General features: G+C 68.0%; 21 protein-coding genes and 1 tRNA gene. 8 read left to right on the top strand and 14 right to left on the bottom strand.

Annotated features, from left to right (window positions below; all coding sequences use genetic code 11):
* Window positions 1-5: 5 nt before the first annotated feature.
* Together ACFSXZ_RS17080 and ACFSXZ_RS17075 are read right to left on the bottom strand one after the other, a co-directional pair.
* Window positions 6-161, bottom strand: a complete 156-nt coding sequence (locus tag ACFSXZ_RS17080; protein WP_378266008.1) for a hypothetical protein — start codon at window positions 159-161, stop codon at window positions 6-8.
* On the bottom strand, window positions 161-997 hold the full coding sequence (locus tag ACFSXZ_RS17075; protein ID WP_378266007.1) for a class E sortase: 837 nt from the start codon (window positions 995-997) through the stop codon (window positions 161-163). Before ACFSXZ_RS17075 ends, ACFSXZ_RS17080 begins: the two co-directional genes overlap by 1 nt.
* 100 nt (window positions 998-1097) lie before the next feature.
* Here ACFSXZ_RS17075 and crgA point away from each other — a divergent pair, with 100 nt between their 5' ends.
* Window positions 1098-1364, top strand: a complete 267-nt coding sequence (gene crgA / locus ACFSXZ_RS17070; RefSeq protein WP_378266006.1) for a cell division protein CrgA — start codon at window positions 1098-1100, stop codon at window positions 1362-1364.
* 69 nt (window positions 1365-1433) lie between these two features.
* Window positions 1434-1844 (top strand): PH domain-containing protein, encoded by a 411-nt coding sequence (locus ACFSXZ_RS17065; protein WP_378266005.1) that lies wholly within the window; start codon window positions 1434-1436, stop codon window positions 1842-1844.
* On the opposite strand, the gene ACFSXZ_RS17060 is transcribed toward ACFSXZ_RS17065, so the two are convergent.
* Both ACFSXZ_RS17060 and ACFSXZ_RS17055 read right to left on the bottom strand, forming a co-directional pair.
* Complete coding sequence (locus ACFSXZ_RS17060) at window positions 1833-2744, bottom strand: rhomboid family intramembrane serine protease (RefSeq protein ID WP_378266004.1); 912 nt, start codon at window positions 2742-2744, stop codon at window positions 1833-1835. The two genes, ACFSXZ_RS17065 and ACFSXZ_RS17060, sit on opposite strands and share 12 nt — an antisense overlap.
* 87 nt (window positions 2745-2831) lie before the next feature.
* Window positions 2832-3392, bottom strand: coding sequence for a peptidylprolyl isomerase (locus ACFSXZ_RS17055; protein WP_378266492.1), 561 nt, complete (start codon window positions 3390-3392; stop codon window positions 2832-2834).
* An 88-nt stretch (window positions 3393-3480) separates the two neighbouring features.
* Between ACFSXZ_RS17055 and ACFSXZ_RS17050 the strand changes: the two genes are divergently transcribed.
* On the top strand, window positions 3481-4104 hold the full coding sequence (locus tag ACFSXZ_RS17050; RefSeq protein ID WP_378266003.1) for a hypothetical protein: 624 nt from the start codon (window positions 3481-3483) through the stop codon (window positions 4102-4104).
* Between the two features lie 142 nt (window positions 4105-4246).
* On the opposite strand, the gene ACFSXZ_RS17045 is transcribed toward ACFSXZ_RS17050, so the two are convergent.
* Window positions 4247-4699, bottom strand: a complete 453-nt coding sequence (locus tag ACFSXZ_RS17045) for a DUF6918 family protein (protein WP_378266002.1) — start codon at window positions 4697-4699, stop codon at window positions 4247-4249.
* Window positions 4700-5105: 406 nt separating this feature from the next.
* Between ACFSXZ_RS17045 and ACFSXZ_RS17040 the strand changes: the two genes are divergently transcribed.
* Window positions 5106-6113: a M14 family metallopeptidase gene (locus tag ACFSXZ_RS17040; protein ID WP_378266001.1), complete on the top strand. Its 1008-nt coding sequence runs from the start codon at window positions 5106-5108 to the stop codon at window positions 6111-6113.
* Window positions 6114-6144: 31 nt separating this feature from the next.
* Here ACFSXZ_RS17040 and ACFSXZ_RS17035 read toward each other — a convergent pair whose 3' ends face one another.
* From ACFSXZ_RS17035 to ACFSXZ_RS17025, 3 genes are all read right to left on the bottom strand, one after another.
* Window positions 6145-6999, bottom strand: a complete 855-nt coding sequence (locus ACFSXZ_RS17035; protein WP_378266000.1) for a spermidine synthase — start codon at window positions 6997-6999, stop codon at window positions 6145-6147.
* A 170-nt stretch (window positions 7000-7169) separates the two neighbouring features.
* A complete protein-coding gene (locus ACFSXZ_RS17030) occupies window positions 7170-7796 on the bottom strand; it encodes a LuxR C-terminal-related transcriptional regulator (protein WP_378266491.1) in 627 nt (208 codons plus the stop codon).
* Window positions 7796-9010 carry a sensor histidine kinase gene (locus ACFSXZ_RS17025; protein WP_378265999.1) on the bottom strand — a complete coding sequence of 405 codons (1215 nt, stop codon included), beginning with the start codon at window positions 9008-9010 and terminating at the stop codon, window positions 7796-7798. The genes ACFSXZ_RS17030 and ACFSXZ_RS17025 overlap by 1 nt, the downstream gene beginning before the upstream one ends.
* Window positions 9011-9172: 162 nt before the next feature.
* On the opposite strand from ACFSXZ_RS17025, the gene ACFSXZ_RS17020 reads away from it, so the two are divergent.
* Genes ACFSXZ_RS17020 through ACFSXZ_RS17010 form a run of 3 tightly spaced genes read left to right on the top strand, consistent with a single transcriptional unit; the run spans window position 9173 to window position 13365 of the window.
* On the top strand, window positions 9173-9922 hold the full coding sequence (locus ACFSXZ_RS17020) for an ABC transporter ATP-binding protein (protein ID WP_378265998.1): 750 nt from the start codon (window positions 9173-9175) through the stop codon (window positions 9920-9922).
* Window positions 9923-9925: 3 nt separating this feature from the next.
* Window positions 9926-12415, top strand: a complete 2490-nt coding sequence (locus ACFSXZ_RS17015) for an ABC transporter permease (RefSeq protein ID WP_378265997.1) — start codon at window positions 9926-9928, stop codon at window positions 12413-12415.
* 41 nt (window positions 12416-12456) lie between these two features.
* A complete protein-coding gene (locus ACFSXZ_RS17010) occupies window positions 12457-13365 on the top strand; it encodes a CPBP family intramembrane glutamic endopeptidase (RefSeq protein WP_378265996.1) in 909 nt (302 codons plus the stop codon).
* A gap of 119 nt (window positions 13366-13484) precedes the next feature.
* On the opposite strand, the gene ACFSXZ_RS17005 is transcribed toward ACFSXZ_RS17010, so the two are convergent.
* The 4 genes from ACFSXZ_RS17005 to ACFSXZ_RS16990 all read right to left on the bottom strand — a co-directional run bounded on the left by ACFSXZ_RS17005 (window position 13485) and on the right by ACFSXZ_RS16990 (window position 14455).
* Window positions 13485-13661 (bottom strand): CsbD family protein, encoded by a 177-nt coding sequence (locus tag ACFSXZ_RS17005; RefSeq protein ID WP_378265995.1) that lies wholly within the window; start codon window positions 13659-13661, stop codon window positions 13485-13487.
* A 67-nt stretch (window positions 13662-13728) separates the two neighbouring features.
* Window positions 13729-13884 carry a hypothetical protein gene (locus ACFSXZ_RS17000; RefSeq protein WP_378265994.1) on the bottom strand — a complete coding sequence of 52 codons (156 nt, stop codon included), beginning with the start codon at window positions 13882-13884 and terminating at the stop codon, window positions 13729-13731.
* Window positions 13885-14167: 283 nt separating this feature from the next.
* Window positions 14168-14240 (bottom strand) — tRNA-Ala (locus ACFSXZ_RS16995).
* Window positions 14241-14266: 26 nt separating this feature from the next.
* A complete protein-coding gene (locus ACFSXZ_RS16990) occupies window positions 14267-14455 on the bottom strand; it encodes a DLW-39 family protein (RefSeq protein ID WP_378265993.1) in 189 nt (62 codons plus the stop codon).
* Between the two features lie 301 nt (window positions 14456-14756).
* Between ACFSXZ_RS16990 and ACFSXZ_RS16985 the strand changes: the two genes are divergently transcribed.
* Window positions 14757-15806 (top strand): MerR family transcriptional regulator, encoded by a 1050-nt coding sequence (locus tag ACFSXZ_RS16985; protein WP_378265992.1) that lies wholly within the window; start codon window positions 14757-14759, stop codon window positions 15804-15806.
* An 80-nt stretch (window positions 15807-15886) separates the two neighbouring features.
* On the opposite strand, the gene ACFSXZ_RS16980 is transcribed toward ACFSXZ_RS16985, so the two are convergent.
* A complete protein-coding gene (locus tag ACFSXZ_RS16980; RefSeq protein ID WP_378265991.1) occupies window positions 15887-16558 on the bottom strand; it encodes a response regulator in 672 nt (223 codons plus the stop codon).
* Window positions 16555-17745, bottom strand: a complete 1191-nt coding sequence (locus ACFSXZ_RS16975; RefSeq protein ID WP_378265990.1) for a sensor histidine kinase — start codon at window positions 17743-17745, stop codon at window positions 16555-16557. Before ACFSXZ_RS16975 ends, ACFSXZ_RS16980 begins: the two co-directional genes overlap by 4 nt.
* Window positions 17746-18085: the final 340 nt, after the last annotated feature.

The raw sequence follows: 18085 nt of genomic DNA, 5'->3' as shown, positions 1-18085 counted from the left end.
CGAGGTCAGTTCACCGAGACCTGGTCGAACGGAAGCCGCGGTTCGGCCCACGGAAACACGACGAACATCAGCAGCGCGACCAGGCCGAGCACCAGAACGGTCGCGAGCACCAGTTTCGCGGCGAGCGGTCCGGGCAGGTGCCGCCAGATCCAGCGATACATCACCCCTCCTCCCCGATCGCTTTGAGTAGTTGTTCGTAGCCGGTGCCGGGCGTTTTCGTGAACTGATTGGTCAGCACGGCATGCACGATCAACCGCTGCCGGTCGGAAAACCGCGGATGACAGGTGGTGAGGGTGAGCAACGCGACCTGCCCGGATTTCGGCAGCACATCCGCCGGCCGGTGCGGAACCGGCGCCACCACGTCCCCCTGTGACGGGCTGACGATCTCACGCCCGGAAGTCTGTCCGTAGGGCCCGCCGTCGGAGGCAGGCGTCCTGAGGGTGGCGACGTGGGAACAGCGCGGTTGCCTGCCCTTGCCCGTCGCCCAGCCGGCGACCTCGTCGGCGTGCGGAAGCACCCGGTACACGAAGAAGTCGGACTGTGTCTCGACCACGATCGCGTCACACGACCGGAGGTTGTCCAGGCCGTCGAAGGGCGCGCCCCGGCCGACCCGGTGCCCGGCGACCGCGAAGTTGCCCGGTTCACCCGGGAGGGCGGTGCCCGGATAATGCCCGGGCCCGACTTCCAGCGCGGCGGCGTCGACGCCTTCCTGGACGGTGTAGTGGTAGTCGGTGCCCAGCGCCGGGATGTAGAGCTTGGCGAAGGCCTTGTCGCCGACGGGCCCCAGCCGCGGTCGCGCGCCTGCCCACTCCTCGTCCAGGGACTGAGCCGCGGCCACCTGCTTGCGCCCGGAGAACAGGTCCGTCACGTACAACTCGTAGACGACGAACAGCAGGACCACGAGACCGGCCGTGATCAGCAGTTCCCCCAGGGCGCGCACGACCTTGGTGGCGATACCGGGTGATGGTGGTGCGGGCGGTTGCTCTCCGATCGCCACGCGCACTCCTCTCCTGAACTCACTTACGTTAACGTGTGCAGATAGAGGTGGGTGCGCTCCGCGTGCCCCCGATGAGCTAGCCGAGTAGTCGAGGATTCCGATGCCCAAGTCCAAGGTTCGCAAGAAGACGGCGTACACCCCGCCGGCCGATCGGCGTACGCCGGTCAAGGTGCGCGCCGCGGGTCCGTCCCACCCGATCTACAAGACGGTCATGTTCGGCCTTATGCTTCTCGGGTTGATCTGGCTCGTGGTGAACTACATCGCGCAGGACAAGATCGGCTTCATCTCGGATCTGGGCAACTGGAACTTCGCGATCGGGTTCGCGCTGATGATCTCCGGTCTGCTCATGACGATGCGCTGGCGCTAGGGATACTCCGAACAGCGGATTGACACCGAATTACATGGGTGTGACTCATCCCCATTGTGGATAACCCCTGTGGATAACTCGCGATCCTCGCCGCACTGGGCGCCTTCACCTGCCCTGATCACGCTGGGCTGGTCCGCCGCCGCGCTCGCGCTCGCCGCGCTGTTCTTCTCTTCCGATTCCCGGGGCCGGGTGCTCTTCGGCCTCGCCGCGCTCCTGCTCGCCGCCGCCTCGGCTCACGGCAGCCTGGTCAGGCCCAGGCTGGCGGCGGACGACCAGGGCCTCCACGTCCGGAGCCTGCACGGCCGGGTCCACCTCTCCTGGACGGAGACCCGAACCCGGCTGCGCACCACTCGCCGGCTCGGCCGCGACGCCGAGACCCTCGAAATCGAAAACGGCGACCAGCTGTTCATCTTCAGCCGCCTGGAACTCGGCACCGATCCCCGCGACGTCCTGGACGTGCTGACCGCCTTACGTCCCTGACGGGGCGCTGCACAGCAACTGGCCGGCCTTGTGGTCGCAGACGACCCCGGCCAGGTCCGCGTCGCGGGACCAGACCAGTGCGGCCAGCGCCAGGACCAGAACCGCGACAGAGACCACCTGCCAGGCCTTCCGATGGCCGGACGGTGCGTAGATGATCGCCGCGGTCACCAGCGCGCCGGCGACCAGGCCGCCGAGATGGCCCAGCAGCGAGATGTTCGGAATGGACAGCGTGATGACCAGGTTCAGCGCGATCGTCACGATCGCGGGCATGGGGTTCAGCCGCAGCCGAAGCACCACGACCAGCAGTCCGCCGAGCAGGCCGTAGATCGCGCCGGAGGCCCCGGCGGTGCCCCGGTTCGAATCGTCCATCAGGTAGACCGACACCGCGCCGCCGAGCAGCGACACCAGGTAGATCACGCTGAACCGGAGCTTGCCGAACAGGGCCTCCATGTCCCGGCCGAGGATCCACAACGAGATCATGTTGACCCCGAGGTGGATCGGCCCGTAGTGCAGGAACCCCGAGGTCACCAGGCGCCACCACTCGTCGGCGCCCGCGATGGCCCTCGGCCACAGCACCCAGTCACCGAAGAGCGCGGCCCGGTCGTTGTCCACCGGGTTTCGCGCCTGCAGCGTGGTGAAGCCGTACACCAGCACGTTGAGCGCGATGAGCACCGACGTGATCACCGGGCGGGGGGCCACCTGCGTGGTGCCGGCCTCGCTCCGCCGCCGCGGCCGGCGGGTTTCGTGCGCGCAGTCGACGCACTGGTATCCCACCGGGGCCTCGCGCAGGCAGTCCGGGCAGGCCGCGCGGCCGCAGCGCACGCAGCTCAGCCCGGTCGGCCTGCTGGGATGCCACCAGCAGGCGGCCGAGGGCACCTGTTCGGGGGGAGGCTCGTTCACGATGCCTCCCAAGTTACCAATCCGGCCAAAGCAGGCGGCCGACCTGCCCGTGGCCGCCGTCGGATTGGTAACGGACCGCACAGCCCGTCAGCTGCTGCGGCTGATTTCGACCCTTTCGACGACGACGTCCTCGATCGGGCGGTCCGCGACACCGGTGGCGGTGTTGGCGATCGCGTCCACCACGTTCCGCGATTCCTGGTCGGCCACCTCACCGAAGATGGTGTGCTTGAAGTTCAGGTGGGGCTGGGGGCCGACGGTGATGAAGAACTGCGAGCCGTTCGTGCCGGGCCCGGCGTTGGCCATGGCCAGCAGGTAGGGGCGGTTGAACTGCAGCTCGGGGTGGAACTCGTCACCGAACTCGTAGCCGGGGCCACCGCGGCCGGTGCCCAGCGGGTCACCGCCCTGGATCATGAAGCCGGAGATCACCCGATGGAAGATGGAGCCGTCGTAGAAGGGCCCCGCGTTGCCACCCTTGGCGTTCGGCCGCGAGTAGGCCTTCGAGCCGTCGGCCAGGCCGACGAAGTTCGCCACCGTCTTGGGCGCCTGATCTGGGAAGAGGGTCAGCCGGATCGGGCCACGATTGGTGTGCAGCGTGGCTTCCACTTTCGATCCGACGAGGGATTCATTGCTCTGCGTCACGCGGTTTATCGTGCCATCCGCAGCGCGATCCGACGGGAACGGGCAGGATGGTGTCGGGGAGAAGAACCCGAAAACAACGATTGACGAGGTGAAGGCCATGACCCGAGCCGCGGACTCGGTTGGTGAGTCGGTCAAGACCGGCTTGCAGGGCCTGCGCAAACAAGCCGCGGAGGCCGGCAAGGCGGGCGCCGGGGTGGCAGCCAGGGCGGCGCAGGCAGCCGAGCAGTTGCTCGCCGAGAGCACCGAGGAAGCTCGCAAGGAGGCGGTGAAGCGGGGGCGCAAGGCACGCAAGGACCTGGCGAAGAAGTCCGGGCAAACCCGCAAGGAGCTGGCTCGCGCGAGCAAGCAGGCCCGTGCGGAGGCGGCCGCGAGGCTCGCCGAGATGCGGAAGCCCGGCCGCAGGGCCCGGAAGGCGGCCGTGCTGGCCGCCAAGGCGGCGGGCGAGAGCAAGCGCCAGGGCAAGCGCGACTTCAAGCAGGCCCGGAAGGACTTCAAGCTCGCCGTGTCGGAGGTGAAGGTCGCCGCCAAGGGTGAGCGGAAGAGCCGTCGGTGGCCGTGGCTACTCGGTGCCGGTGTCCTCGCGGCGGGTGCGGCGTACGCGTTGCGCCCGAAGCCGCAGCCGCCGGTGGCCACCGAGCCGCCGCGTGCCACGCCGTCGCCGGCCGAGCCCCAGGCCAACGGCCAGCAGGCGGCCAAGCCGGCCGCCCAGAAGAAGAGCTAGACCGCCTGCCGAAGTCCGCGTTTCCGCTTCGGGTGAGGCGGGCGCGCGGGCGCCGGAGGCTTCGAGAAACACAGCTAGAGACGAGCAAGGCCGCCGCGAGGAACTCCCCCGCGGCGGCCTTGGCCGTTGTGCCGGTTCGCGATCAGGCGGTCGCGGCGTGCTTGTCGATCAGCTGGCCCAGCCGGGGCAGCGCCTCCTCGACGTTCTTCTTCCCGTTCGGACGCAGCTTGGCGTACACCTTCTTGATGGCGTCGCGGCTGCTCTTCTCGGCACGAGCGTCGGTGACGGTCAGCAGCGCGTCGGCCGCCTCGTCGCCACGGCCGGACAGGTAGGCGCCGAAGTCCCCGCCGCCCTTGGCCTTGAAGTCGGCGTAGAACGGCTCGAGGGTGCCGGTGAACTCGTCCAGCAGGCCGTCGACGGCGGCACCGATGATGCCCGGCTTGATCTTCTTGACGGCCGCGAAACCAGTCTTGATCACCGCACCCGACACGCCGCTCTTGTCCGAGACCTCCTGGTCGACCAGATTCTCCAGATCGGTCACGACGGCCGGACGCCTGCTGGAGTCGAGCAGGATTTCCTTGAGGGTGTCAGCCACGATCTTGTCCTTCTTTGTTTCGAGGTACACGGGATTTCCCACGGCCCTTGGCACTCCGCCCGAGTGCTGGTCCTCCCCGGCCGTGGGTGGCGCTCAGCGTAGTACAAGGAAGATTCGCCATCGCAGCGACTCGGTTCAACGCCGAGGTGAAGATCACCTTTCCACGTCCGCCCGCCCCGGCTCGTCGGTATGGACCTCTTACCGGGCGCCGAGTCTGCCGAGGGCGGGGCAAAGGAAGCATCAAGTTTCCGGCAGAGGCCTGAACCTTTGCCGGGGAAGCGCGTGTTCGCGGAAAGCGCTGTCTCGTCCGGCGGAACGCGCGGTTTCCCGACCAAAGAAGGTTGTGGCGGTGATCAAGGCTCCGCCAATCTGAGGGAACTACCCACCGTGATCGAACGGAGGCGGAATGTTCCCGAGACGAACGCTCCACGGCGCGCTGGCCATTATGGCCGGGGTCGCTCTGCTGGCCGGCACCGCGCCCGCCGCCGACGCCGCCACCGCCGATTTCCCCGCCGGTTACGAGGGTTACCACACCTATGCCGAAGTGACCGCCGAACTGCAGAAGACCGTGGCCAATCATCCCGACCTCGCCCGGTTGTCCAGTATCGGCAAGTCCTATCAGGGGCGCGACCTCAACCTGCTCACGATTTCTTCGGGCAGCGGAAAACCCGAGGTGCTCTTCACCTGCAACCAGCACGCCCGGGAACACCTCACCACGGAAATGTGCCTGCACATCGTGCAGCGTTTCACCGACGGCTACGGCACCGATTCGAAGATCAAGTCAATGGTGGACACGCACACGATCTACGTGGTCCCGAACGTGAATCCGGACGGCTCCGAGTACGACATCTCCGGCGGCCGTTTCCACAACTGGCGAAAGACGCGCAAGCCGGTGCCCGGGAGCAGCGCGATCGGCACCGACCCGAACCGCAACTGGGACTACGAATGGGGCTGCTGCAACGGTTCCAGCTCGAACCCGAGCGCCGAGGACTACCGTGGCCCGTCGGCCTTCTCCGAGCCCGAAACCAAGGCACTCGCCGATTTCGTCGACGCGCACCAGATCAAGGCGCACATCGACTTCCACACCTATTCCGAACTGGTGCTCTGGCCGCTCGGCTACACGACCAGCCCCACCGGTCCCGACATGACCCAGGCGCAGGCCCAGCGATTCCAGAGCATCGGCAAGTCGATGGCCGCGACCAACGGCTACACCCCCGAGCAGTCGAGCGGTCTCTACATCACCGACGGCGACATCGACGACTGGGCCTGGGGCAAGCACAAGATCCTCAGTTTCGCCTTCGAGATGTACCCGACGGGCTCCAATCCCGGGTTCTATCCCGACGATTCCCAGATCGTTCCCCAGACCACCCGCAATGACCCCGCCGTGGATCTCCTGATCGCGCAGGCGACCTAGGCACCGTCGCTTCGTGGCGCGCTTTCGGTGCTCAAGCGCCGAATGCGTGCCACGGCGGAACCGGCGGCTTGACGCGCGTCTCGTCGGTCAGAGGCCTCGCGCTGCCGGAAAAACCCCGGAGCGTCTTTCCGGCGAGGCACCGGGCCGGAAAGGCCGCCGACGCGACCCGTGCGGTGAGCGCCTCCACCGGCAGTTCACGGGCGGACGCGGCGAGCACCAGATTGCCGAACCGGCGGCCGCGCAGGACCCCCGGTTCGGCGAGCATGATCACGTGCGGGAAGACCTGACCGACCGTGGCGGCGACTCGGCGCGCGAAGGCCAGCCCCGGTCCGTCGGCGACGTTCAGCAGGTAGGTTCCCGTTTCCCGCAGCACCCGCGCCGCGTCGGCGGTGAACTCGACGGTCGCGATGTCACTGGGCATGCTGCCACTGGAGAACACATCCGCCACCAGGAGATCGGCCGAGTCGTCGCGGCGGGTGGCCACGCCCTCCCGGCCGTCCGAGATGCGGACCTTCAGGTTCGGCACGCTCCGGAGGTCGAGTTGTTCCCGCACCAGGTCGATCAGCTCCGCGTCCGCGTCGAAGACCAGTTGCCGCGAACCCGGCCGGGTGGCGGCGATGTACCGCGCGAGCGTGCATCCCGCGCCGCCGAGGTGCAGCACGTCCAGCGGTCCCGGTTCCAGGCATTCGATGACGTCACCGATGCGCTGGATGTACTCGAACTCCAGGTGGGTCGGATCTTCGAGGTCCACATAGGACTGTGCGACGCCACCGACGGTGAGCAGCCACCCACCCGGCCAGTCGGCGTCCGCGAGCAGTTCGGCGGTGCCGAACCGGACCGGGTACTGCCCCGGCACCGGTCCCGTCGCGCGTTGCCGGCGGCTCATCGCGGGGCCTTGGCGACTCGCCGGAAGTGATCGTTCCCGCTTCCCGGCGCGATGTTCGTCGCCGTCTCCAAGGTGAAGGCCCGATGCACGAAACCTCCCCGTAGTGCGCCGCGTTCGAGGTCTACCGTACCCCGGCGCCGGCTCCACGCCTGGTCACGGGCGCGGCCGGGTCACGAGTTGACGTAGGCCAGCACGGCGAGCACCCGGCGGTGACCGCTGTCGGACGGCGGAAGGTCCAGCTTCCGGAAGATGTTGCCGATGTGCTTGGTGATGGCCCGCTCGGTGACCACGAGCTGCCGTGCGATGGCCAGGTTGTCGTGCCCCTGGGCCATCAGGTGCAGCACCTCGCGTTCTCGTGGGGTGAGGGCATTCAGCGGATCGTGGCGGTTCATCAGCTGCGACACCACCTCGGGGTCCAGCGCCGTTCCGCCGGAGGCGACCCGGTTCAGCGCGTCCAGAAACTCCTCGACCCGGCCGATCCGGTCCTTGAGCAGGTAACCGGTTCCGTTCGCGCCGGTGGCGAGCAGTTCGCTGGCGTAGGTCTGCTCGACGTACTGCGACAGCACCAGGACCGCCAGGCCGGGCAACTGCTTGCGGGCTTCGATGGCGGCGCGGAGGCCCTCGTCCCGGAAGTCCGGCGGCATCCGCACGTCGAGCACCGCGATGTCCGGCCGGTGCCGGAGCAGGGTGGGCACGATCTCCGGACCGCTGGCCGCGATCCCCACGACCTCGTGCCCGGCGGTCTTGACCAGCAGCGAGATTCCTTCCCGCAGCAAGGCGTTGTCCTCACCGATCACTATCCGCACGGCAACAGCACCTCGATCGTGGTTCCTTCGTTGACCGGACTCTCGATACGGGCGCTGCCGTCCAGGGCCGCCACCCGGCGCTGGATCCCGACCAGACCGCTTCCGCCCGCTTGGTCGGCGCCACCCTGCCCGTCGTCGCGTACCACGATGCGCAGTCGTCCCGCGTCGCTTTCGACGCTGACCTCCGCATGCTCGGCGGTGCTGTGCTTGGTCACGTTCGTCAGCGACTCCGCGATGACGAAGTACGCGGCCGCTTCCACCGGGGCCGGCGGCCGGGGCAGCTGGTCCGGGATCGACACGGAGACCGGGATCCGCTGGCCACTCGCCAACGCGCGTATCGCGCCACCGAGCCCCCGGTCGGCCAGGATCGGCGGGTAGATACCGCGGATGACGCCACGGAGATTGCCGAGCGAGTCTTCGATGCTGGCGCGTGCTTCCCGCAACAGGGATCGCGCCATCTCAGGCTCCAGACCCAGCGCGCGCTCGGCCAGCCCCAGCCGCACCGCGACCGACACGAGCTGTGCCTGCACACCGTCGTGCAGGTCGCGTTCGATCCGGCGCAACTCGGCACCGTGCGATTCCAGTGCCTCGGTCCGGGTCTCGGTGAGCCGTTCGATCTGCTCGGTCAGCAGCGTGTGTTCCGTCGGCCGGAGCAGCGTTTCGGCGAGCCGCAACTGGCCGCGCGCCGCCAGCGGAACCAGCCACCACACCATGGCCGCGTAGAGCGCCGCCTGCGCGAACGGAAGGGTCAGCGCCTCCGGCCAGGTGTCGACCCGCACCGCGACCGCGCTGAACGTGCCGCGCGGGAAGGCCCACCAGTACAGCGGCGTGGTCAGGCTGGAGATCACCGCGGGCCACAAACCCACCGCGACCAGCCCGACGATCACACCGATCACGCCATGGCTGATCAACCAGGCGAGGTCCCGCCACGTCGCCGGGTCGCGCAACACTGTCCGCGAGCGCTTCCAGTACCCGCCTTCCCGCCGGTGGTAAGGCCTTTGGATCGGACGGCCCAGCTTCCGGCCGACACGCGCGCGTTCGGCGTCGGCGAGCAGACGCAACGGTTCGACGGCTTCGGGCAGCAGTGGCAAGGCGAGCAACAGCAACGGCACCAGAGCGGTTCCGAGCACAGCAGGCGAGGCCGTCTGCAGACCGCCTACCAGCAGCGCGGTCGCGTCGGCACTGCGTTTGATCGCTTTTCTCATCGATTCCCCGGCGGTTCGTGCGCCTGTGCGGCTGTGGCGGACTCTACCGGGCATCACCCCGGGGGTGTAGCGGGCTACACCCCCGATCCGGTACTCAGAGCCGCTGTTCCGCGTGGTTTTCCCCCATAGCGTCGAGGACATCGAATGGGGAAAGGAAACGCGATGAAAACAGTGGCGGATGCGCTCACCTGCGCGGTACGCATGGATTCCGTCCGCAAGACCTATGGCGAGGGTGCCACCGCGGTCCACGCGCTCGACGGTGTGTCGGTCGAATTGCGTCGCGGCACTTTCACCGCGGTCATGGGACCTTCGGGCTCCGGGAAGAGCACCTTCCTGCACTGCGCCGCTGGTCTGGACCGGCCGACTTCGGGGCGGGTGATACTCGGGGAAACGGACCTGACCGGCCTGTCCGAAACCAAGCTCACCGAATTGCGCCGGGAACGGATCGGCTTCGTTTTCCAGGCGTACAACCTGCTCGATTCGCTGACCGTGGAACAGAACATCGTGCTGCCGCTGCGGTTGGCGCAGCGGCCGTCCGACCCCAGGTTCCTCGCGGAAGTGGTGCGGTCGATCGACCTGCACGTGCCGATGAACCGGCGCCCCAGTGCGCTTTCGGGTGGGCAACGGCAGCGGGTCGCGATCGCCAGGGCGCTGGTCACCCGGCCCGACGTGATGTTCCTCGACGAACCGACCGGCGCGCTCGACAGCCGCACCGCCCGGCAGGTTCTGGACGCGCTGCGGCACGCGGTGGATCTGTGGGGGCAGACGTCGTTGATGGTGACACACGATCCGTTCGCCGCTTCCTACGCCGACTCGGTGCTGTTCCTCGCCGACGGTCGCATCGTCGACCAGCTGCCGCGCTCCGCGCCGGAGCGGATCGCGGAGCGCATGGCGCAGCTCGGGGAGCGATGAGTCATGGGATCGATGTTTTCCCTTGCCTGGCAAACCATCCGGGGACGCCGGGCAGGATTCGTCGCCGCGTTCATCGCGGTGTTCTTCGGATCCGCCCTGATCACCGCCTGCGGGGTCCTGCTCGATTCCGGGCTGCGCGCCGGGGTTCCCCCTCAGCGCTATGCCTCGGCACCGGTCGTGGTCACCGCCGCGCAGTCCCCGTCGGGGCCGCACGATCTGGACACGCGGTTCTCCGAACGTGTTCCTCTGCCGGAAGCCCGGGTCGGCCAGGTCGCACAGGTGCCCGGCGTCCACGCCGCGGTCGGCGACGTCAGCGTGAATTCCGGGCTGCGCACTCCGGAAACGACCCGGCCGCTGGTCGTGCACGGCTGGTCCTCCGCACAACTCGGCCCGGTCGCGCTCGCCGACGGCCGGCCACCCCGGGTGCCGGGTGAAGTGGCGCTCGACCGCGGACTCGGCGTGCACACTGGTGATGTCGTCGACATCGAGACCGGCGCTGTGGCCGGCCGATACCAGGTGGTCGGGACAACCGCCACAACCGACGGAGCGGGTACCGCTTTCCTCACCGACGCACAGGCCAGGCAGCTCTCCGGGCGGCCCGGTCAGGTCGACGCCATCGCGGTCCTCGCCGACGGCGGCGTCACCGCCGACGAACTCGCGAAGCGGATCAACGACGCGCTGCCGGGTGTCGTCACGTCGGTCGGACAGGACCGGGCCGAGGCGGAGTTCGTCGATGCCGGTGCGGCGCGGTCGTTCCTGCTCTTGATGGCCTCGTCGTTCGGCGGCGCCATGCTCATGATCGTCCTGGCGGTGGTGGCCAGCACTCTCGGCCTCACGATCCAGCAGCGGCGGCGGGAGTTCGCCCTGTTGCGGGCGATCGCGGCCACCCCGCGGCAGATCTACCGGCTGATCACCGCCGAGGCCACGCTGGTGGCGCTGGTCGCGGCGATCCTGGGTGCCCTTCCGGGCATCGGCGTGAGCCTGTTGCTGCGCGCCGGGCTGGTCCATTTCGGCGTGCTGCCGAACGACTTCCGGTTCGCGATCGGACCGCTGCCGCCGCTCGCCGCGGTAGCCGGATGCGTGCTCACCGCCGCACTCGCGGGCTTGATCGCGGGGCGGCGGGCCGCCCGGATCAGCCCGGTCGCCGCGCTGGGCGAAGCCGCCGTGGAGCCACGGCAGCTGGGTCGCGTCCGGATGATCACCGGCTGGCTGCTGATTCCGCTCGGACTGGCAGGCGGACTGGTGCTCCCGATCCTGGCCGGCGGCACCGCCGCGCTGGGGGGCGCGGCGGGCTCGGCACTGATACTGGTGATCGCGGTGGCACTGCTCGGGCCGCGGCTGCTCACCGGAACGGCCGGGCTGCTCGGCCGGGCGGGGCTGGGCCGCACGGTCTCGGGATTCCTCGCGCGGGCCAACACCTTCGCCAACTCGCGAAGGCTCGCGACCGCCGCGACGCCACTGATCATGGGGGTCGCACTGGCCTCGGTGCAGATCTTCTCGGTCACCACGACCACGGCAGCGGCGCAGCGGCAGGCCGAGACCGGTGTGCTCGCCGATCACGTCCTCGCCGCACAGGGCGGCATCGCTCCGGGGGTCGCGGACACGCTCCGGCGCCTGCCCGGCGTGACGGCGACTCCGGTGGCGCGCACGAACGTCCTGGTCACCCACGATGAACTGGGTGATCCGACGACCGAGTCGTACCCGGCACAGGGCATCACCACCGACGGGCTCGGCAAAGTCCTGGACCTCGGCGTCGTCGACGGCGACCTGAACGGTCTGTCCGGTGACACGGTCGCGGTGAGCCGGCTCGCCGCCGACACCTTCGGCGTCCACGTCGGTGAGACCCTCGCCATGTATCTCGGCGACGGGACCGCGCACACCGCGCGAGTGGTCGCGATCTACCGCGCCGGTCTCGGTTTCGGCGACGTGACGCTGCCCAACGATGTCGTCGTCGCACACACCACCAGCAGGCTGGACGACGAGATCCTGGTTTCCGGAGCCGACGTCGGCGCGCTCCACGCCGCGCTGGCCACGCATCCCGAAGTGCGGATCGCCGACCGGACCACCTACACCGCGGGGCGGGACACCGCGCTGGCCGGAGAGTCGAACGTCAACCTGCTGATCAATCTGGTGGTGCTGGGCTTCATCGCGATCGCGGTGGTGAACATCCTGGTCCTGGCCACCGCGGCCCGGGTTCGTGAATTCGCGTTGCTGCGGCTCGTCGGCGCGAAACCCCGGCAGGTGCGGTCGATGATGCGCGGCGAAGCGGGGATCGTCGTCGTGGCTTCGGTCGTCCTCGGCTCACTGGCCGCGTTGCCGCCGCTGATCGGTATCAGCGTCAGCCTGACCGGTACCGCGCTGCCGACCGTTCCCCCGCTGGCCTACCTGGGAGTCGTGGTCGTCGCGATCGTCCTCGGCTGGGGTTCCATCGCTTTTCCCACTCGCTCCGCCATGCGCCCGACACCGATCGACGCGCTGAGCATCGGCGAATGACCAGCCATACCAACGAAAACCACTGAAGAAAGGAAAGACCCGTGACTCAGCAGGCAAGCGTCGTGTCCCGGACCGTCGAGCGGCCGAACTTCGTCAGCCGCCACCGGATGACCAGCTTCTTCGCGCTCGCGTTCGGCCTCAGCTGGCTCGCGTGGGCACCTTACGTGCTCTGCGAGAACGGCCTCGGCATTCTCCACTTCAAGTTCCCCACCGTGGCGGGAAGTTCGCAGTTGTTCGGCGTGCTGCCGGGTGCCTATCTCGGCCCGATCCTGTCCGCTTTCCTCGTGACCGCGCTCGCGGAGGGCAAGCCCGGTCTGCGCCAGTGGGCCGGACGACTGCTGCGGTGGCGAGTCCACTGGGGCTGGTACGTGCTCGTGCTCGTCAGTGTTCCCGCCGTGCTCATCATTACGTCGATCCCGTTCGGCGGTGGGGCGGGCGCCATGCATCTGCCGCCGGCCTCGGTGTTCGCCGCCTATCTGCCCGCCCTGGTTTTCCAGTTGCTCACCACCGGCCTCGCCGAGGAACCCGGTTGGCGGGACTTCGCGCTCCCTCATCTCCAGCCGCGGTTCGGGCCGCTGCGCGGCACGCTCATCCTCGGCCCGCTGTGGGGCGCCTGGCACCTGCCGCTGTTTCTCACCGATTGGGCGGGATGGCCTGACGTGAACTGGGTGATGGTGATCGAGTTCGTCGCCAGCGCCACGGCCTTCAGCGTGGTGATGACCTGGGTGTTCAACCGCACCGGGGAAAGCCTGCCGCTGGCCATGCTGTTGCACACCAGTGTGAACAACTTCTTCTCCGTCGCCTGGGTGGCGATCTTCCCGGCGATCGACTTCCACCACGACACGACGCACGTCCTCCTCATCGCCTCGACCGCGGTCGCCGTCGTGCTGATCGCGGCGACTCGCGGAAGGCTCGGGTACAAGCCGCCGAGCGTCGAAGCGGTCGGGTGAAGACTCCAGAGCGGCACGCGTACGCCCCAGGCCCGCCATTGGCGGGCCTGGGGCCACGTTCGCATCAGTTCGATTTCACGACCGACGGGCGGCGGACCGAAACTGATCTCTTCGCCGACTCAATCGGTGACGTGCTTCACCGAGTCTTTGATTTTCTCGCCGGCCTGCTTCAGGGAACCCTTTGCCTGGTCGGCCTTGCCTTCGGCCTGCCACTGTTCGTTATCGGTGGCGTCGCCGGCCGCTTCCTTGGCCTTTCCCTTGATTTCTTCGGCCTTGTTTTCCGCTTTGTCGTTCATGCATCCTCCCGTTGTGGTGTGCCTTTGATCCGGCTTACCCGGTCCCGCGCTCCGGCAAACGTGCGGGTCAGTACCAGTGGCTGCGGCCGCCGACCTTCGTTCCGGCCCGGCCGAGCACCGCCAGGATGGCTCCGATGATCACGAGCGCGATTCCGATCGACCAGATAATCGATATGCCGGTCAAAAATCCGACGATAAGCAGGATGACACCGAGTACGATCACTTTTTCAAGCTCCTTCGGTTAAAACCGGCCGAAGATCGAAAAGATCGGTCTTCGGGGATAACCTCTATCCGCTGGGGACTGTCCGCCCTCGGATACCCAACCTCGTCCCGTTTAAACCGCGCCACCCGAAATGCACCACACGATCGACCGGGGACCTCGGATCACGCGACGAGCGGGCCCAACGCCCGCCAGGGTGAGGAACTCACACCTCGAGGTGTGAAGGCTCGGCTCCCACAGAGCGAGAGGACACCGAGAAGACGCATCAGCGCCGAACAGATCCGGGTGGAGCTGAGGGGAATCGAACCCCTGACCCCTGCCTTGCAAAGGCAGTGCTCTACCAATTGAGCTACAGCCCCGGAACGGGCGTTGCCGCCCGTAGGTCTCAGTTGTTGCGGCCCGCCTCCGCGGCCTTCGCCGGAGCACTGCCGTTGGCCGACACGCTGCCGAAAGGCCTCTCAGTCGGAGCGGTGGCCTCGCGCCACAGGTCGGCTTCGGCCTTCGCGTCCTTGTTGCGCTTGATCACGAACAGCACCCCACCCGCGACCACTGCGAGCGCCAGCAGCTTCTTCACCTTGAGCCCCTCCTCGACGGTTCGGCCTGACTCTGCCGATGGTACTGCACCGAATCCTGAGCGATTTCGCCGGAGCGCGATTATTCGCGATGCCGGTGGGTATGCGATCAGTGACTGACGGGTGAAGGGCGACTCGCCACGAAGCCGGTCGGCGCGGGAGAGGTAACCACGGTCTACGGCCAGGGTCGGCGCGGCAGGTTCCCCGCCGATTCTGGCCGTTCCACGTGGAACCGTTGACCTTTACCTTGGGGCAAGCCGCACAGTGCCTCATGCCGGGGCCACCCGGCATGAGGAGGGCACGATGCTGACCATCGGTGCGTTCGCCCGGGCGTCACGCCTGTCGCCGAAAGCCTTGCGGCTGTACGACGAACTCGGCTTGGTCCGCCCCGCGGTCGTCGATCCGGTTTCCGGTTATCGCTACTACCGGACGGAGCAACTGGAACGCGCCCGCCTGGTCGCGTGGTTGCGGCGGCTCGGCATGCCACTGGCCCGCATCAAGGTGATCTGCGAACTCGACGACGACGAGGCGGCCCGCTCGGTGGCCGGCTACTGGCGCCAGGTCGAGGCGGAGACACGCGCCCGCGGCAAACTCGCCGCCTTCCTCATCGACTATCTGTCAGGAAGGGAAGTCGACATGTCCGCACTCTCCGTCCGGTACGCCGTGCTGTCCGACCGAGGGCAGGTCCGATCGTCGAACCAGGACACCGCCTACGCCGGATCCCATCTGTTCGCCGTCGCGGACGGCTTCGGGTGTGCATCGGACGCACGACCCGCGAGTGCCGTCGCCATCGACGCGCTGAAGCGGGCCGACGCCGAGGTAGCGGCCGGCGACCTGCTCAATGTCCTCGAAGAGGCCGCGCGCGGGGCGAGCACGGCGGTCCGCGAAATGTCCGGCGCCGGCAAGGACATGGGCACGACATTGACGGCACTGCTGTGGTCCGGCTCGCGACTCGCGTTGGTACACGTCGGCGACTCGCGCGCCTACCTGCTGCGCGACGGTGAGTTGTTCCAGATCACCCACGACCACACGCACGTTCAGGCGATGATCGAACAAGGACAGCTGACTCCCGAAGAAGCCACTTCACACCCCCAGCGTTCGCTCCTGCTCAGGGCGATCACCGGCCATCCGGCCCCGGAATTCGATCTCGACCTGCACCAGGCGGAGGCGGGCGACCGCTATCTGCTGTGTTCCGACGGGCTTCACACCACGGTCCCGCCGCAAGCCCTGCGTGAGGTGATGACCACGGCCACCGACCCGGCGGTCGCGGTCCGGCAACTCGTCGACCGCGCCAACTCCGAGGGCGGACCGGACAACATCGCCTGTGTGGTCGCCGACCTGCGCACTGCCTGACGGCAGGGCGCGAACATGCCGCGCACGGCACTTTCCGCTGACTTCGGCGGTTCCACGTGGAACCATCGGCCATCGGGGGTTCAGTCGTCGGTGCCGACGATTCCGGTGCGGTAAGCCCACACGACGGCCTGGACCCGGTCGCGCAGATCCAGTTTCGCGAGAATGCGGGACACATAGGTCCGCACGGTCTCGAAGCTGATCACCATTTCGTCGGCGATCTCGACGTTGGACATGCCACGCGCGATCAGGCGCAGCACCTCGCGCTCCCGCGGGGCCAGTACGTCGAACTGCTCTTGGCCGCGCGCGGCGGAGGTCGGACGGACGCGGTCCGCGTGGCGCCCGATGAGGGTCCGGGTCACCGCGGGTGACAGCAGCGACTCACCTCGTGTGATCGTGCGGACCGCGTTCACCAACTCGGCCAGCGGCGCGTCCTTGAGCAGGAAGCCGCTGGCCCCCGCACGCAGTGCCTCGTAGACGTACTTGTCGACATTGAAGGTGGTCACTACGAGCACCTTCGGCGGATCGACGACGCCTGGCCCGGCGATCCGCCGGGTGGCCTCGATGCCGTCCAGCCCCGGCATGTGAATGTCCATGACGACGACATCCGGTTCGAGGCGCGCCGCCAGTTCGACGGCGGCCGGGCCATCGGCGGCCTCACCGACGACCTCCATGTCCGGCTGCGAGTCGAAGACCGCGACATAGCCGACGCGGACGAGTTCCTCGTCCTCACAGACCAACAGACGGACGGTCAAGGTTGCCCCTCACTGGGAATCACCGCACGCAGGCGGAACCGGCCGTCCGGCTCTTCCTCCGCCATCAGCTCACCACCCAGCTTCCCGACCCGGTCCCGCAACCCGGTCAGGCCTCGCCCGCCGGACAGTTCTTTTCGGGCACCGACGGAAAGCGGTACCGGAGAAGCGTCGTTGGTCACCTCGACTTCGACGTGACCATCCCGGTGGGCGACGCGGACCACGGTCTGCTGCCCGGCGGCGTACTTCATGGCGTTGGTCAGGCCTTCCTGCACGACCCGATACACGGCCAGCCCGACGGCGACCGGGAGCGCGGACTGATCACCGTCCTCGACCAGATCCACCGGCTGTCCACCCGTCCGGATCTGTTCCACCAGGTTCCGCAAAGTCCCCTCGACCGGTGATCGCGGTGTGGCCGACTCACCGGTCGCTTCCAGCACATCGAGCAGATACCGCAGCTCGGACAGGGCCTGCCGGCCGGTCTTACAGATCGTGCTGAGCGTGGTGGTGACCCGGTCGGGTGACTCGACGAAGAGCTGTGTGGCGTCGGCCTGCACGACAATGGCGGTGACATGGTGGGTCACCACGTCGTGCAGTTCCCGCGCGATACGCGCCCGTTCGGTGGCCGTCGCGGCGACCGCGGCGAGCCGCCGCCGTTCCGCCTCCTCCACTCGTCGCTGGCGCACGAAGGCACCGACCGTCCAGCACGCGGCGAGGAGCAAGTAGAAGATCAGGTCATCGGTCAACGAATCGGGTGAACCGAGCGCGAGCACGACGGTCGTGAGCACCATGAACACGGCCGACGCCGCCACCGCGACGACGCGCCGAAACCGCTCCTGGTGCGCGCCGACCGAGTACAGCGCGATATACACCGACACACTGCCGAACTCCGGGGCATAGCCGAGCGCCTCGTGGATCGCTGTCGACACCCCGGCGACCGCCAGGCACGCGGCGGGCCACCGGCTGCGCACCGCCAGTGGCGCCGTCTGCGCCAACACGAGGAAAACCCCGAAGACGTCCATCGGCCGCCGGGGCAGGTCACCGAACTCCGGGCTCATGCTCGACAACACCGGCACGACAGCCAACCCGGTGAACACGACGGCAAGCCATCGATCCCACACCACGGCGTCGTAAGCACGCCACCAGTCCCGCATTATCCGTAACCGATCGGTGACCCAGGGCGTCGGCATGGCGCAGATTCTAGCCAGGCCGCGATTACCCGAACCCGGAACGGAGCATCGGACGGGGCGCAGGTGGATTCGAACCCTTTCGCTGTCGGGCCAGACGGGCCCTCAAGCCGTCGCAACCGGTCCACGGCGAGGAGGTGCGATGGAAAAGCCCGAACGTCTGCGGTTTTCGCAACTCTGCGCTTCCATCGGAAAATCTTGTGCCGCACATCGCACTACGGATTGTGCATACAAGAATGGTCACAGCACGTGCCATCGTCTCGACGAAGTTCGATCTTGTTTGATTTCGGCGATACGAACGGGCACTCACCCGGACGCGCTGCGGCGACTCACCCGCTCACTC

The sequence above is a fragment of the Amycolatopsis pigmentata genome (assembly GCF_042684065.1).
In the GTDB taxonomy this organism is placed as follows: domain Bacteria; phylum Actinomycetota; class Actinomycetes; order Mycobacteriales; family Pseudonocardiaceae; genus Amycolatopsis_E; species Amycolatopsis_E pigmentata.
Note: the sequence above shows the minus strand (reverse complement) of the source record. Positions and strands in the feature narration are given on the sequence as shown.

Coding starts and splice junctions, on each gene's coding strand:
- ACFSXZ_RS17015 (WP_378265997.1), top strand. CDS start 9,926: ATGGGATCGATGTTTTCCCTTGCCTGGCAAACCATCCGGGGACGCCGG.
- ACFSXZ_RS17025 (WP_378265999.1), bottom strand. CDS start 9,010: ATGAGAAAAGCGATCAAACGCAGTGCCGACGCGACCGCGCTGCTGGTA.
- ACFSXZ_RS17050 (WP_378266003.1), top strand. CDS start 3,481: ATGACCCGAGCCGCGGACTCGGTTGGTGAGTCGGTCAAGACCGGCTTG.
- ACFSXZ_RS17040 (WP_378266001.1), top strand. CDS start 5,106: ATGTTCCCGAGACGAACGCTCCACGGCGCGCTGGCCATTATGGCCGGG.
- ACFSXZ_RS16975 (WP_378265990.1), bottom strand. CDS start 17,745: ATGCCGACGCCCTGGGTCACCGATCGGTTACGGATAATGCGGGACTGG.
- ACFSXZ_RS17020 (WP_378265998.1), top strand. CDS start 9,173: ATGAAAACAGTGGCGGATGCGCTCACCTGCGCGGTACGCATGGATTCC.
- ACFSXZ_RS16985 (WP_378265992.1), top strand. CDS start 14,757: ATGCTGACCATCGGTGCGTTCGCCCGGGCGTCACGCCTGTCGCCGAAA.
- ACFSXZ_RS17005 (WP_378265995.1), bottom strand. CDS start 13,661: ATGAACGACAAAGCGGAAAACAAGGCCGAAGAAATCAAGGGAAAGGCC.
- crgA (WP_378266006.1), top strand. CDS start 1,098: ATGCCCAAGTCCAAGGTTCGCAAGAAGACGGCGTACACCCCGCCGGCC.
- ACFSXZ_RS17035 (WP_378266000.1), bottom strand. CDS start 6,999: ATGAGCCGCCGGCAACGCGCGACGGGACCGGTGCCGGGGCAGTACCCG.
- ACFSXZ_RS17080 (WP_378266008.1), bottom strand. CDS start 161: ATGTATCGCTGGATCTGGCGGCACCTGCCCGGACCGCTCGCCGCGAAA.